We start from the raw sequence: 13,103 nt of genomic DNA, 5'->3' as shown, positions 1-13,103 counted from the left end.
AAAAATTATCCTTTTAACCAGTTAAAAAATCCAGCCAAAGCTTTTGCAAAAAATTCGTCTACTCCCCAAGTTGCCAAAGCAAATAGAATCGAAAATACAGCCACAACAATTGTCAATTTTTGAACCTCAGCCCAAGCTGGCCAAGTAACATTTGACTTTAACTCCTCGAAAGCCTCTGATAAATAATTAGTAACTTTTGTCATTTGATATATTTTATATTGCACGGGCGGAGGGATTCGAACCCCCATCAACGGTTTTGGAGACCGCTATTCTACCCTTGAACTACGCCCGTAATTAAAAGCCAGTGATTTCAGTTAAGAAAATCAACTGGCTTTTTATAGTTTTATAGGATTAACCTACGATTTCAGTCACCTGACCTGCACCTACAGTTCTACCACCTTCACGGATAGCAAAACGTAAACCTACGCTCATTGCGATTGGGCTTAACAAAGCAACATTGATAGTCAAGTTATCTCCTGGCATTACCATCTCTACTCCTTCTGGTAAAGTAATAACTCCTGTTACGTCAGTTGTACGTACGTAGAACTGTGGACGGTAGTTATTATGGAATGGTGTATGACGTCCACCTTCTTCTTTTTTCAAGATATAAACCTCAGCTTTGAAAGTAGCGTGTGGTTTTACTGATCCTGGCTTAATGATAACCATTCCTCTTTTGATAGATTCTTTATCAATACCTCTTAACAATAAACCTACGTTATCTCCAGCTTCACCTCTATCAAGGATTTTACGGAACATCTCAACTCCTGTAATAGTAGAAGTTAATTTATCAGCTCCCATACCAATGATTTCAACTGGATCTCCTGTATTAGCAATACCTGTTTCGATACGACCTGTAGCAACAGTTCCACGACCAGTAATTGTAAATACGTCTTCAACCGGCATCAAGAATGGTTTAGCAACGTCACGCACTGGCTCTTCGATCCAAGCATCAACAGCTTCCATTAATTCAATGATTTTTGGTACCCAAGCAGGATCATTATTCAATCCTCCTAAAGCAGAACCTTGAACTACAGGACCATTATCTCCATCATATTCGTAGAAAGATAACAAATCTCTAATTTCCATTTCAACAAGCTCTAACAACTCAGCATCATCAACCATATCCACTTTGTTCATGAAAACAACGATTCTTGGAATACCAACCTGACGACCTAAAAGGATGTGCTCACGAGTTTGTGGCATTGGACCATCTGTAGCAGCAACTACTAAGATAGCACCGTCCATTTGAGCAGCACCAGTAACCATGTTTTTTACGTAATCCGCGTGACCTGGACAGTCAACGTGAGCGTAGTGACGGTTAGCTGTTTCGTACTCTACGTGCGATGTATTAATAGTAATACCTCTTTCTTTCTCCTCTGGAGCGTTATCGATTTGATCAAACGATTTTGCTTGACAGTAACCAGCATCTGACAATACTTTTGTAATTGCAGCAGTTAATGTAGTTTTTCCGTGATCCACGTGTCCAATTGTACCTATGTTTAAGTGCGGTTTGGAACGATTAAAATTCTCCTTTGCCATTTTACTTAATTTTTAATCTTAGTTATATATTAATTTTCAATTTCCTACTTACTTGAGCCAATGTCGGGATTTGAACCCGAGACCTCTTCCTTACCAAGGAAGCACTCTACCCCTGAGCTACACCGGCAGAGAGTTCTGATTTTAGATTTTGAATTCAGATTTCAGATTTAAAAAAACCAAAAATCGTAACCCAAAACCTAGACTTCATTTTTTGTGGGGAGAGCAGGATTCGAACCTGCGAAGTTCACACAGCAGATTTACAGTCTGCCCTCGTTGGCCGCTTGAGTATCTCCCCTTCTTTTTATCAATAATTGCATGAACAATTTCAAATCTCATTTGAAATATTTAGAGCCGGCGGAGGGACTCGAACCCACGACCTGCTGATTACAAATCAGCTGCTCTAGCCAACTGAGCTACGCTGGCAATTACATTAAAAAAGTCCGCTATTTCTAACGGACTGCAAATGTAGCTATTTTATCTTTGAATCAAAACATTTTTTAAAAAAAATTTCAATTATATGTGTGCTCTTATTTTTTCTTTCCTTTTTACCAGTAAACGTTCTAGCGATTCTGCCGAAAGCTCAACCGCTTCTTCAAATGTCTTACACTGCTTTTTTACCAAAAAATCATCCCCGGGAACATTAATCTTTATCTCTACTGCCTTATTCTCCTTATCACTTGTTCTCTCCACTTTTAAAAAAACGTCTGACGACACTACTCGGTCGTAATATTTTTCTAACTTATCCATTCTCTCCTGAATAAAATCCACCAATTTTCTGTCAACAGTAAAGTTAACTGCATGAACATCTACCTTCATAATACTAATTTTAGGGTTAAACATTTCAGAAATCATTATTTATTTCGAGGATGCGCATCATTGTATGTCTTTTTGAGTTCCGCCAAACTATTATGAGTATATACCTGAGTTGATGCCAAACTCGAATGCCCTAACAATTCCTTAACTGAATTTAAATCTGCTCCATTATTTAACAAGTGAGTTGCAAAAGTATGCCGAAGCACATGCGGACTTTTTTTCACCTTTTCAGAGACCCTACTAAAGTAAGAATTTATTAATCGATACACAAAAGATTCACTCAATTTTAATCCTTTTTTTGAAATAAAAAAATAATCATTATCTGGAATATTTTCAATAGAGGCACGCTCTTTTAAATACACCTTCAACCCATCAACAACAACAGGCAATATCGGAATAATCCTTTCTTTATTTCGCTTCCCCAAAACCTTTACCACATTTGATCCTAAATCAACATTATAAAGCATCAAATTTATCAGCTCCGCCCTACGCATTCCAGTAGTATAAAACAAATCAACAATCAACTTATCCCTCACTTCCTCAAAACCCGTTGGAGAATCAATTCCCTGCATCAAATCACCAAGTTCTTTTTCCGAAAAAGGAATCTGAACAATTTTTGGGGTTTTCAAAGCTTTATGTTTCAACATAGGATTTACTTCAATTTGTTTTGTTTTTAGAAGGAATTTATAAAACGCCTTCAAAGAAGCCATCTTTCTATTAACCGAAACATTAGAAACATCTTCATCAACCAAAGAAACAATCCAACTTCTAATTTGACTATAATTGACACCATCAATTGTTTCCTGTTCAAAGTGGATCTTATTAAATATCTCAAAAAAAGAAATATCACTCAAATACGCATTAACCGTATGAGCAGAATATTTTTTCTCTAGTTCAAGATAATCACGAAAAGCATCTTTATTTGATTTCATCAAAACCAATTATTTATTTTTAAAACACAAATACAGCTGTTTCAAAATTAAGCATAAAAAAAACCGTTAGCAATCAAATTTTTCGATTACTAACGGTAATTATTTTTGAAAAAGCTAATACTAACTTTCTAAACTATCTCTCAAGCCTTGAATGTAAGCCGCTTTTTGAATTTGAGCTCTTTTGATAACAGAAGGCTTAATAAAAGCAGTACGTGCTCTTAATTGACGAACAGTTCCTGTTTTATCAAATTTTCTTTTATAGCGCTTTAATGCTCTATCGATATTTTCTCCGTCTTTAATTGGTATAATTAACATAATATAGACACCTCCTCTCGTTAAGGCTGCAAACGTAAGAATTAATTATGGATTATCAATTATAAATTGTGAATTATTTTAAAAAAAAGAAAAGAGAATATAGAATAAAGAGAATAGATCAATTATTCTTTATTCTTTATTCTTTAAGCAGATTTCTAGAGATAACTAATTTTTGAATTTCAGTTGTTCCCTCGCCTATAGTACATAATTTAGAATCTCTATAAAATTTCTCTACCGGAAAATCTTTGGTATAACCATAACCTCCATGTATTTGAACTGCTTCATTGGCAATTTTCACACAAGCTTCAGATGCATACATTTTTGCCATTGCTCCTAATGTTGTGACTGGCTTGTGATGTTGTTTCAAATATGCTGCCTTGTGAAGCAACAATTCCGAAGCTTCAATTTCGGTTGCCATATCAGCTAATTTAAATGAAATACCTTGAAAGCTGCTAATTGGTTGACCAAACTGATGTCTTTCCTTCGAATATTTTAATGCTGCCTCATAAGCTCCTTTTGCGATTCCTAATGATAAAGCTCCAATAGAAATTCTGCCGCCATCTAAAATTTTCATGGCCTGAACAAATCCTTGACCTATTTCACCTAATCTGTTCGCGTCTGGCACTCGGCAATTATCAAAAACCAACTCGGCTGTTTCACTTGCACGCATTCCTAATTTGTTCTCTTTTTTACCCGAAGAAAAACCAGTCATACCTTTTTCTAACACAAAAGCAGTCATTCCTTTAGAATCTCCTTTTTCGCCTGTTCGTACTATTACAACAGCAACATCACCAGATATAGCATGTGTAATAAAATTTTTTGCACCATTGATAATCCAAAAATCACCATCTTTAACCGCAGTGGTATTCATTCCTCCTGCATCAGACCCCGTATTATGTTCCGTTAATCCCCATGCTCCAATATATTCTGCTGTTGCCAGTTTTGGCAAGTATTTTTTCTTTTGTTCTTCATTCCCAAAAGTCAAAATATGGTTCGTACATAATGAATTATGAGCCGCAACAGATAATCCTATAGATGGATCTACTTTTGAGATTTCTTCAATTACTGTAATATATTCATGATACCCTAATCCCGATCCTCCAAATTCTTCTGGCACTAAAACTCCCATAAAACCCATTTCTCCTAATTTTTTAAAGAGTGAAACAGGAAAGATTTGAGCTTCATCCCACTCCATAATATTAGGTCTAATGTTTTTTTCTGCAAATTCTTTAATAGACTGAGCAATCATAGACTGCGTTTCGTTATAATCAAAATTCATGTTGGCTTTTTTTAGAACTCCAAATATAAACTAATTATTTTTGCTTTTTCAACAGGAAAACCTTTAATTTTTATCAAATCCTCAATATTATTGAAATTTCCATTCATGCTCCTATACGTTATAATTTCTTTTGATAATGCATATTTAAAATATGGAAACTGAGAAAGCTCTTTTAATGACGCGTCATTTATTGCAATCTTTTTTAAATCTTTAGGGATCGTAATTTTAAAATGCGAATTTAATTCGGCTATAACTTCAGGAGACAATCCCCATATTTCATTCATTTGATCCATGGAAACAAAACTTCCTAATATTTCTTTTTGCTTTAAAATTCGCAATGAAAGCGCCTCCCCTATACCGTAAATCTTAATTAAATCTTCCTGAGATGCCTGATTAATATCCTTTATAATGATCTTTTCTTTTTTAATATCTTCTTTATGAACGTACTCTTTTTTCTCAATTTTAAAACTTGATTTGTTCCGAGTCCAATCAGGAAATTTAAATAACGGAGAAATTTCTTTTAACAAAGAATCTGATATTTTTGTTACTTCCTGAAACTCTTCAGCTGAGTTTACATACTTGTTTTCTTTACGGAAGGCAAGCAATCTGTCTATTTCCAAAACTGACATTCCTAGCTTATAACCTTTATAATCTGAAATGAAGTTTGGATTAAAAGAATACTGCATTGGTTTCTTATCATTTTTTATCTGCTTAAGAGAATCGACTTGAGACTGTAATGCCATCCATTTTTCACTCTCAGGAAAAGATTTATCAGCCAAATTAAAATCTATCACGAAATACAGAACCTCCAATACAATTATAATAATAAAAAGCCCAATTATGCCTGTACGCTGCTGTTGCGTAAATTGAAAATATGATTTAAACGGTCTGTAACTTTTCATTTGCTATCATTCTTTATAATTATTGTGATTTCAAAAGTATTAATTTAGTAAGAAATTTACTAAATTTATTTTTAGAGCGAAATTATATTAACCAAAAATAAAAGTGAATTAAATTGAGAAATTCAAGGACTCAAAGCGTGTTTTATCTCACATTTGTGAATATTTTAAACATTTTATAACTTAAAACTCTTTAATTGTTTTTATTTTTTACAAAAAACAATACATTTGGAGCTTAATAACAATAAACCAATATAATTATATGTCAATTTGGAGAGTCAAACCTATATCTGCTTTTGAAGCCGATATGAAAAAAAGTGATTTAAAAAGAGTTCTTGGAAAATGGAGCCTTACTGCCATTGGAGTTGGTGCTATTATCGGAGGAGGAATTTTTGTTCTTACTGGTACTGGAGCTTATTATCATGCAGGTCCGGCCTTAGCTATTTCATTTATTATTGCAGGTATTGCCTGTGTTTTTGCTGCTCTTTGTTATTCTGAGTTTGCATCAATTTTACCAGTTGAAGGTTCAGCTTATGCCTATGCATACGGGACAATTGGAGAGATTTTTGCTTGGATAATTGGCTGGGGACTTGTCCTAGAATATGCAATGGGATCAATGACCGTCGCAGTATCCTGGTCCGGATATTTTAATAAATTACTTAAAATGTTTCACATCAAACTCCCTGAATGGCTTACAACAGATCCTGCAAGTTATACTGGAGAAGGTTTTTCGATGAATTTGCCTGCTTTTTTAATTGTGCTATTGGTTATTTCATTACTTATTAAAGGTACAAAAAGTGCTGCTAAAGCAAATAATGCTATTGTAATTCTAAAAGTTTCTGCCGTAATCTTCGTAATTATAGCTGGTCTTTTCTTCATTAATACAGCAAACTGGCATCCATTTATTCCAGAAGCTACTCAAATCGTTGAAAAAGAAACAACGCATAATGCTTATGGAATTGGAGGAATTGTATCTGGAGCTGCTGCGATTTTCTTTGCCTATGTAGGTTTTGATGCTGTTTCTACTCAAGCAGGAGAAGCTATCAATCCTAAAAAAGATGTTCCTTTTGCAATTATTGCTTCTTTATTAATATGTACTACTTTATACATCCTTGTTTCTCTAGTATTAACAGGTATGATGAACTATCAAGATTTTAATCCACTAGGAAAATATCCTGAAGCAATAAAAGCGCCTGTTGCATACGCATTTGATATTGCTGGACAAGGCTGGGCTGGTTTTATAATCACCGTTGCTGCTACTATTGGTTTAATTTCAGTATTAATGGTAATGATTATGGGACAATCAAGAATTTTCTTGGGTATGTCTAAAGACGGATTAATTCCTTCTGTTTTCTCTAAAGTTAACCCGATTTCTGGAACTCCAAAAACTAATTTAATTATTTTAGGAGGTATTATTGCAACTGTTGCTGCTTTTACTCCAATCAACAAATTAGCAGACATGACTAGTTTTGGAACTTTATTTGCCTTTACAATGGTTTGTATTGCAGTTTGGATTTTAAGAGTAAAACAACCTCAATTAACAAGAACTTTTAAAGTTCCTGCACTTCCAATAATCGCTATTTGCGGAATTTCAATTAACACTTATTTAATGATTAATTTGAGTTTAGATGCTCAATTACTTTCATTAGGATGGTTAGCAATTGGTATTTTAGTTTATTTTGGATATAGCAAAAAAAGATCTAGACTTAACAACAATACAGAAATTGAATAAATATCAATTTCGTTTCTTAAAAAAAGCTCCAAATAGTATTTGGAGCTTTTTTTATAGATCAAAAACAGAAGTTCGTTTTGCCCTGATTAAATCTTTTAATCTGATCCAAAATGCCAGAGTCAAATAAACTCCAAAGCCTAAACCTGCTGTAACAAACGATATATAAATAAAAAATAATCGCACACTTGTTACACGCATTCCTAATTTGTCTGCAAGACGTGATGAAACGTGAAAGCCGTATTTTTCAAAGAAAAATTTAAGTTTTAAAATTGCTGACATTTTTTTATTTTGTTTTTAAGATTTTAGATTTCCTTCGACTTCGCGAAGAATGACAAAAATACAAATTATCTCATTATCACATTTTCTAATTCACTAATTACTTTTGAGTAATTCCATTCCTATTGCACATTTCAAGCAAGCTTTATGATCACAATATTCATTTTTAAGTTCTAATAAAGTTTGACTTTCAAATGCATTTTTTGATTTTATCCCAAAAGAAGCAAATTTTTCAATAATGGAATTTTTCTCTGAAGAAACACCAATCATAAAATCAATTAAATTTTCAGCGATTGTCTCACCCATTATATTGGAATAGGCAAATTGAAGCGGAATTATTGTATTTATAATCAGCAAATCTAAAAATGAATTTGAAAGTCTTTTTGCTTTTTTCGGACTTTCTTTATCAAACTGATAATGATTCTGCCAATAAAAACTTGATGAAACAGAAAGTAAATTATATACACTTTCTGCTGATTTTAGCTCTATAACTTTCGAAAATAAGTTTTGATATTTATGATATAAATTTGCTAATTGAGAGAGCCTAATAGTAGGAAAATTATCTGGCCGATGCTTAAAAAACTGAACCGGATCGACATAAGTTCTTTCTAAATTATATTTATGAAGCAGGAAAAAATAACGGAATTTCAAATCTTTAAAATATACATCTTCTTTCTCTACATCCAGCAGACCACATGTCCCAAAAAAGAGCGCTTCTAGATTTTCTACTTCAAAACTTTCTTTTCTAAAAACAGAAAAAGGTATTGATTTTGCCATTTGCAGAAAAGAATTCCCATTTGTATTTAGCCCAAAATTTTTAGCCAGAATACAGAATAAAACAGCTTCCCAATCCTGATTTGTCTCCTCTAGCAATTGATAAATAAACTGTGATTTGCGTTCTAATTTTTCAAAAAACAATCGCTCCTGCCAATTTCTCAAAACAAAATCATCAATTTCCTTAAGCTGTTTCTCACAAGAAATCCATGTTTTGACCGCTACCAGCGCATTATAGTTTGCTATTATTTCTTTCGAAACATAATCTTTTAAGACTAAAACCGGAATTTCAGAATTATTTTCTCTGAATATTTCGGCATCATGTTCCCACACAACATGCAGGATTACATTTTCATAAGCAATGTCTTTTTCGTGATGATGCAGGTACCAATCTGAAGATTTTAAATGAATTTCGACATTGCCTGCCCATTTTTGCTCTCCAATTTTAATTTGAGCATTAAAAAAATCCGGGCCTGAAAGCTCTAAATAATCACCTGTTTTATAAATGACAATTTGTTCTTTTTGAGCGGTTTCCAAATTCAAGGTATCAAACTTCTTGAATTTCCAGAGATAATGAAGAAAATCTTCTTTCATTTTTAAGTTTTATAACAAATTACAAAACTTAAAAATACACAAAATATTAAAATTATTCCTACAAAATAATTACTTTAACGCATCATATACAATTTAGCACAGGCTCGAGCATCTGACAATGCTTCGTGATGGTTTAGCTTAATATTCATTTCGCGACAGCAATCACTTAATTTTGTAGGCTTAATACCTTTTGCTTTGTAAATTTTGACTGTACATTCCCATTTTGAAGCGATATTCAAATCTTCATAATTCAAGTTATTAGCCAACATTGATTTAACCAAAACATTTCGGTCAAAACTTTCATTATGCGCAACAACAACCCTATTCTTTAATCTTTTTTCAATTTCAGGATAAACTTGTACAAACGATTTTGCGTTGACAGTATCACGAGGATAAATGCCATGTACCTGAATTGTAAACGGATTATAAATATTATTTGGAGGTTTAATTAAAGTAACAAATTCATCGACTATTACACCATTCTGAACAGTAACAATCCCAACCGAACACGGATGATGCCCTGTTGCAGTTTCAAAATCTATTGCGGTAAAATTCATTTTTATAAATTTTAAAAAAGAAAATCCATAAATCATCTTGTCGCTTAACAATCAGATTTATGGATAATTTTTATTTTATGCGTTTTATTTTATTGAGCCAATGATATCATATTTTGTGATAATATGATGAGCACCGTTTCCTAATTCAACTAAAACGGCATCATTTTCTTTTGTAAAAAGTTTCGACACTTCTTCAATCGGAGTTCCTAATTTAACAATAGGGAATGGTTTGCCCATTACTTCTTTAATTGGTTTCTCAGCAACATTTTTATCCGCAACATAACTTCTGAATAAATCTGTTTCATCAACAGATCCAACAAAACCGTTTATATCGACTACCGGAATTTGAGAAATTTTATACTTACGCATACGCTCAATTGCGTGCGAAACCAATTCTTCGGTACGAACAACAATCAATTCTTTGTCAATATGATCTTTGATAACATCTTCGGCTTTTGTAACATTTTCTTCTAAAAATCCACGTTCACGCATCCAATCATCGTTAAACATTTTTCCAACATAACGGCTTCCAGAATCGTGAAATAGAACAACTACAACATCATCTGGCTTAAAATGTTCTTTTAACTGCAGAAGACCTTTAATACAAGCTCCAGCCGAATTCCCAACAAAAATTCCTTCTTCAAGTGCAATTTTTCGGGTGTAAACAGCAGCGTCTTTATCTGTAACTTTTGTAAAGCCGTCAATTAAAGAAAAGTCAACATTTTTTGGCAAAATATCTTCTCCAATTCCTTCTGTGATATAAGAATAGATTTCGTTTTCATCAAAAATTCCCGTTTCATGATATTTCTTAAAAACAGATCCATATGTATCAATTCCCCAGATTTTAATATTCGGGTTTTTCTCTTTTAAGTATTTTCCAACTCCAGAAATTGTTCCTCCAGTTCCAACACCAACAACAAAATGTGTGATTTTGCCTTCAGTCTGTTTCCAGATTTCTGGCCCAGTCTGTTCGTAATGTGCCAAAGAATTTGACATATTATCATACTGATTTACGTACCAAGAATTTGGGGTTTCATCAGCTAAACGCTTTGAAACTGAGTAATACGAACGAGGATCTGTAGGTTCAACATCAGTAGGACAAACCACTACTTTTGCACCAACGGCACGAAGTATATCCATTTTTTCTTTAGACTGCTTGTCTGATATTACACAAATCAGTTTATAACCTTTTACGATAGCAACAAGTGCCAGTCCCATTCCGGTATTTCCTGAAGTTCCTTCAATAATAGTTCCACCAGGTTTTAATCTGCCGTCAGCTTCAGCGTCTTCAATCATTTTTACAGCCATTCTGTCTTTAACAGAATTCCCTGGATTAAAAGTTTCGACTTTTGCCAATACTAGCGCATCAATTTCAGCAACAATTTTGTTGAGTTTTACCAATGGTGTATTACCAATTGTTTCTAAAATATTATTTGAAAAGTCCATTTTGTATTAATTTAATATTTGGTTTTAAAATAAATCAAGACCTAATTTTATTGGAAGAAATTCCAAACCAAACCAAATCGGATTAAGAAATCACGATATGGATTATTAGGCGCTGAGTAGTAATCGTTTTTAGAAAAAGAAGAATTAAAATGCTCTGCTTTTAAATAAAATCGAGTTTGACGAATTCTTGCATTAACAAAAAAATCGAAAGTAGCATAATTACCAATTTCCTTAGTATTCTGAACAAAGAATTCTCCAATAACAGGATTGTAATCATTTCCGTAATATTTCGTAAAATAATTAAAGACAAGTCCTGTCTGCATAAACAAAGCTTTTTTGAAAAAATAGCTTGAATAATACAGTGTATTTCTAGTCATAAAATCTGGAACATTTACAATTAACTCCGACTGATCAACCTTTTGATACAATAAAGTGTTATCAAAACCGAATTTTCCAAATTTAAATTCTTTGTTCGCCTTTACTGAGAAATAATTGATAGCATTGCCATACTGTGCCGGTTTTATAATTTGAGTATGAACTAAAATATCAGCCTTTGACGAAACATCTGCAAAATACAAATGATCTTTTAAAACAGAATATTGAACTTCTGCATTTAACCAAGGCGTAAAAATATTTGCACCAAGCTGATTGATTTTTTCGTTTTTAAAATCATTTGACCAATTGTACTCGACATAGCTGCTTTGGTACAAATTATAATTATTATTTGGAAGCTTATTTATGTTTCTATATCTAAAATCAAACTGAATATCTTTGTTTAAATTGTATCTTAATTTAGCATCTAAATCAGAAAGCGACTGATTTGTGATTGACCTTGTGTACAAGAAACGTCCATTCCATTTATTCTTTTGATATTCATATTGTCCGCCAACATTATTAATCTGAAGAAATAAATTATCCGGAATAATATGTCCATCTTTCTTTACAATAATTCTGTTGTATTCATAGTTTGATCTGTAATCGTCAATAAAAAAATAGAATTTTCCTAAAAGCGAATTCTCATAAGCAAGACCAGCCTTGTTGTATAATTTTTCAAAACGAGTTCGGTCACTTATATTGCTCGTCACATACGATTCACCAAAACGAGCAACTGGAGTTGTTCCTACAGATGAAAGTACTGTTGGCTGTTTGTACTCAAAAATTTTATATTCATAATTAAACTGATGCGTTACATATAAGTTATTATCACCATTTGTAGGATTAATTCTAAATGCATGATCGAAAAAGAAACGATGCCCTTTTAATAAAGATTTTGCATCTGTCAAATATACTTGAAGACGCTGGCGGTTTTTAAAATCGGGATCATTATTTTCAAAATCTGCCGGAGTGGTAATCCCTCCATTTTCTTCATTTGTAACATCCTGATAGGTTGCATGAGCGTTTAAAATATACCTTTTATTAGTAGTGGCATAACTTGTAGTAAATCTAAAATTACCTGCACTTACTAATTGATTAATATAATTTCCCTCTGAACGAAGCCCTCTGTAAGCAACAGAAAAATTGAGATTTTTAGAGGTATTCAATGTAATAAATGAATCTACGTTTTGACCTTTATTTATAGTTGTGTTAAAAAACAATTCGGTAAACGGTGTTGCTGCCGAATAATATTTAATATCCGAAGCCTGCATGTAATCAAAATGCTTTCCTGAAAAACCAATCTCAGGATATGGCGAAAAACTAGTCAAACCATAGTTCAGCGTATTATAAGTTTGTCCAATATTCGAAAATTCTAAAAGTCCAAAATTATCCTTACGCAGGTAATTTTGTCTGTAAGCGCTTTTTAATGTTAAAGACGTATCAGCATAAGTGGTATCATGTTCTAAAGTAATAATCTGATATTGCTCAATTTTTGCAATCTTAGATTTTTTCTTTTTTACAGTATCTGTAATACTTGAATATTTTGTGTTCATATCCAAATTACTTTTAGAA

13 protein-coding genes and 4 tRNA genes are annotated in these 13,103 nt (G+C 32.8%); 1 reads left to right on the top strand and 16 read right to left on the bottom strand.

The window, feature by feature from the left end; genetic code table 11:
• Positions 1–5 precede the first annotated feature (5 nt).
• The 11 genes from secE to GKZ88_RS12895 all read right to left on the bottom strand — a co-directional run bounded on the left by secE (position 6) and on the right by GKZ88_RS12895 (position 5,780).
• Complete coding sequence (gene secE / locus GKZ88_RS12945) at positions 6–203, bottom strand: preprotein translocase subunit SecE (protein ID WP_008466927.1); 198 nt, start codon at positions 201–203, stop codon at positions 6–8.
• Between the two features lie 18 nt (positions 204–221).
• A tRNA-Trp gene (locus tag GKZ88_RS12940) sits at positions 222–292 on the bottom strand.
• Positions 293–351: 59 nt separating this feature from the next.
• Entirely contained in the window at positions 352–1,539 is a 1,188-nt protein-coding gene (gene tuf, locus GKZ88_RS12935) for an elongation factor Tu (protein ID WP_031456758.1), read from the bottom strand.
• Positions 1,540–1,594: 55 nt separating this feature from the next.
• Positions 1,595–1,666: transfer RNA gene (locus GKZ88_RS12930), tRNA-Thr, on the bottom strand.
• A gap of 87 nt (positions 1,667–1,753) precedes the next feature.
• Positions 1,754–1,834 (bottom strand) — tRNA-Tyr (locus GKZ88_RS12925).
• 54 nt (positions 1,835–1,888) lie between these two features.
• Positions 1,889–1,962: transfer RNA gene (locus GKZ88_RS12920), tRNA-Thr, on the bottom strand.
• 90 nt (positions 1,963–2,052) lie between these two features.
• A complete protein-coding gene (gene raiA / locus GKZ88_RS12915) occupies positions 2,053–2,355 on the bottom strand; it encodes a ribosome-associated translation inhibitor RaiA (RefSeq protein WP_035652108.1) in 303 nt (100 codons plus the stop codon).
• 35 nt (positions 2,356–2,390) lie between these two features.
• Entirely contained in the window at positions 2,391–3,284 is an 894-nt protein-coding gene (locus GKZ88_RS12910; protein WP_155102779.1) for a tyrosine-type recombinase/integrase, read from the bottom strand.
• A gap of 120 nt (positions 3,285–3,404) precedes the next feature.
• Positions 3,405–3,599 (bottom strand): 30S ribosomal protein S21, encoded by a 195-nt coding sequence (gene rpsU, locus GKZ88_RS12905; RefSeq protein ID WP_115889621.1) that lies wholly within the window; start codon positions 3,597–3,599, stop codon positions 3,405–3,407.
• A gap of 136 nt (positions 3,600–3,735) precedes the next feature.
• The gene (locus GKZ88_RS12900) at positions 3,736–4,878 is read right to left on the bottom strand and encodes an acyl-CoA dehydrogenase family protein (RefSeq protein ID WP_155102778.1); all 1,143 of its coding nucleotides are present in this window, start codon (positions 4,876–4,878) and stop codon (positions 3,736–3,738) included.
• 11 nt (positions 4,879–4,889) lie between these two features.
• Positions 4,890–5,780 carry a helix-hairpin-helix domain-containing protein gene (locus GKZ88_RS12895; protein ID WP_155102777.1) on the bottom strand — a complete coding sequence of 297 codons (891 nt, stop codon included), beginning with the start codon at positions 5,778–5,780 and terminating at the stop codon, positions 4,890–4,892.
• 259 nt (positions 5,781–6,039) lie between these two features.
• Here GKZ88_RS12895 and GKZ88_RS12890 point away from each other — a divergent pair, with 259 nt between their 5' ends.
• The gene (locus GKZ88_RS12890) at positions 6,040–7,509 is read left to right on the top strand and encodes an amino acid permease (protein ID WP_155102776.1); all 1,470 of its coding nucleotides are present in this window, start codon (positions 6,040–6,042) and stop codon (positions 7,507–7,509) included.
• 51 nt (positions 7,510–7,560) lie between these two features.
• On the opposite strand, the gene GKZ88_RS12885 is transcribed toward GKZ88_RS12890, so the two are convergent.
• From GKZ88_RS12885 to GKZ88_RS12865, 5 genes are all read right to left on the bottom strand, one after another.
• The gene (locus GKZ88_RS12885) at positions 7,561–7,788 is read right to left on the bottom strand and encodes a PspC family transcriptional regulator (protein WP_007810860.1); all 228 of its coding nucleotides are present in this window, start codon (positions 7,786–7,788) and stop codon (positions 7,561–7,563) included.
• 93 nt (positions 7,789–7,881) lie between these two features.
• Entirely contained in the window at positions 7,882–9,153 is a 1,272-nt protein-coding gene (locus tag GKZ88_RS12880; RefSeq protein ID WP_155102775.1) for a DUF2851 family protein, read from the bottom strand.
• Between the two features lie 74 nt (positions 9,154–9,227).
• Positions 9,228–9,710 carry a 3'-5' exonuclease gene (locus GKZ88_RS12875; RefSeq protein WP_155102774.1) on the bottom strand — a complete coding sequence of 161 codons (483 nt, stop codon included), beginning with the start codon at positions 9,708–9,710 and terminating at the stop codon, positions 9,228–9,230.
• A gap of 84 nt (positions 9,711–9,794) precedes the next feature.
• Positions 9,795–11,156 carry a pyridoxal-phosphate dependent enzyme gene (locus GKZ88_RS12870; RefSeq protein ID WP_155102773.1) on the bottom strand — a complete coding sequence of 454 codons (1,362 nt, stop codon included), beginning with the start codon at positions 11,154–11,156 and terminating at the stop codon, positions 9,795–9,797.
• A 47-nt stretch (positions 11,157–11,203) separates the two neighbouring features.
• Entirely contained in the window at positions 11,204–13,084 is a 1,881-nt protein-coding gene (locus GKZ88_RS12865) for a putative porin (protein ID WP_230392517.1), read from the bottom strand.
• Between the last annotated feature and the right edge of the window lie 19 nt (positions 13,085–13,103).

The organism is Flavobacterium sp. LC2016-01, assembly GCF_009711135.1.
Taxonomy (GTDB): Bacteria; Bacteroidota; Bacteroidia; order Flavobacteriales; family Flavobacteriaceae; genus Flavobacterium.
This window is presented reverse-complemented; position numbering and strand designations above follow the sequence as displayed.

Bases quoted from the DNA above. Each gene is read 5' to 3' on its own strand.
- secE (WP_008466927.1), bottom strand. From the start codon at position 203: ATGACAAAAGTTACTAATTATTTATCAGAGGCTTTCGAGGAGTTAAAG.
- tuf (WP_031456758.1), bottom strand. From the start codon at position 1,539: ATGGCAAAGGAGAATTTTAATCGTTCCAAACCGCACTTAAACATAGGT.
- raiA (WP_035652108.1), bottom strand. From the start codon at position 2,355: ATGAAGGTAGATGTTCATGCAGTTAACTTTACTGTTGACAGAAAATTG.
- GKZ88_RS12910 (WP_155102779.1), bottom strand. From the start codon at position 3,284: ATGAAATCAAATAAAGATGCTTTTCGTGATTATCTTGAACTAGAGAAA.
- rpsU (WP_115889621.1), bottom strand. From the start codon at position 3,599: ATGTTAATTATACCAATTAAAGACGGAGAAAATATCGATAGAGCATTA.
- GKZ88_RS12900 (WP_155102778.1), bottom strand. From the start codon at position 4,878: ATGAATTTTGATTATAACGAAACGCAGTCTATGATTGCTCAGTCTATT.
- GKZ88_RS12895 (WP_155102777.1), bottom strand. From the start codon at position 5,780: ATGAAAAGTTACAGACCGTTTAAATCATATTTTCAATTTACGCAACAG.
- GKZ88_RS12890 (WP_155102776.1), top strand. From the start codon at position 6,040: ATGTCAATTTGGAGAGTCAAACCTATATCTGCTTTTGAAGCCGATATG.
- GKZ88_RS12885 (WP_007810860.1), bottom strand. From the start codon at position 7,788: ATGTCAGCAATTTTAAAACTTAAATTTTTCTTTGAAAAATACGGCTTT.
- GKZ88_RS12880 (WP_155102775.1), bottom strand. From the start codon at position 9,153: ATGAAAGAAGATTTTCTTCATTATCTCTGGAAATTCAAGAAGTTTGAT.
- GKZ88_RS12875 (WP_155102774.1), bottom strand. From the start codon at position 9,710: ATGAATTTTACCGCAATAGATTTTGAAACTGCAACAGGGCATCATCCG.
- GKZ88_RS12870 (WP_155102773.1), bottom strand. From the start codon at position 11,156: ATGGACTTTTCAAATAATATTTTAGAAACAATTGGTAATACACCATTG.
- GKZ88_RS12865 (WP_230392517.1), bottom strand. From the start codon at position 13,084: ATGAACACAAAATATTCAAGTATTACAGATACTGTAAAAAAGAAAAAA.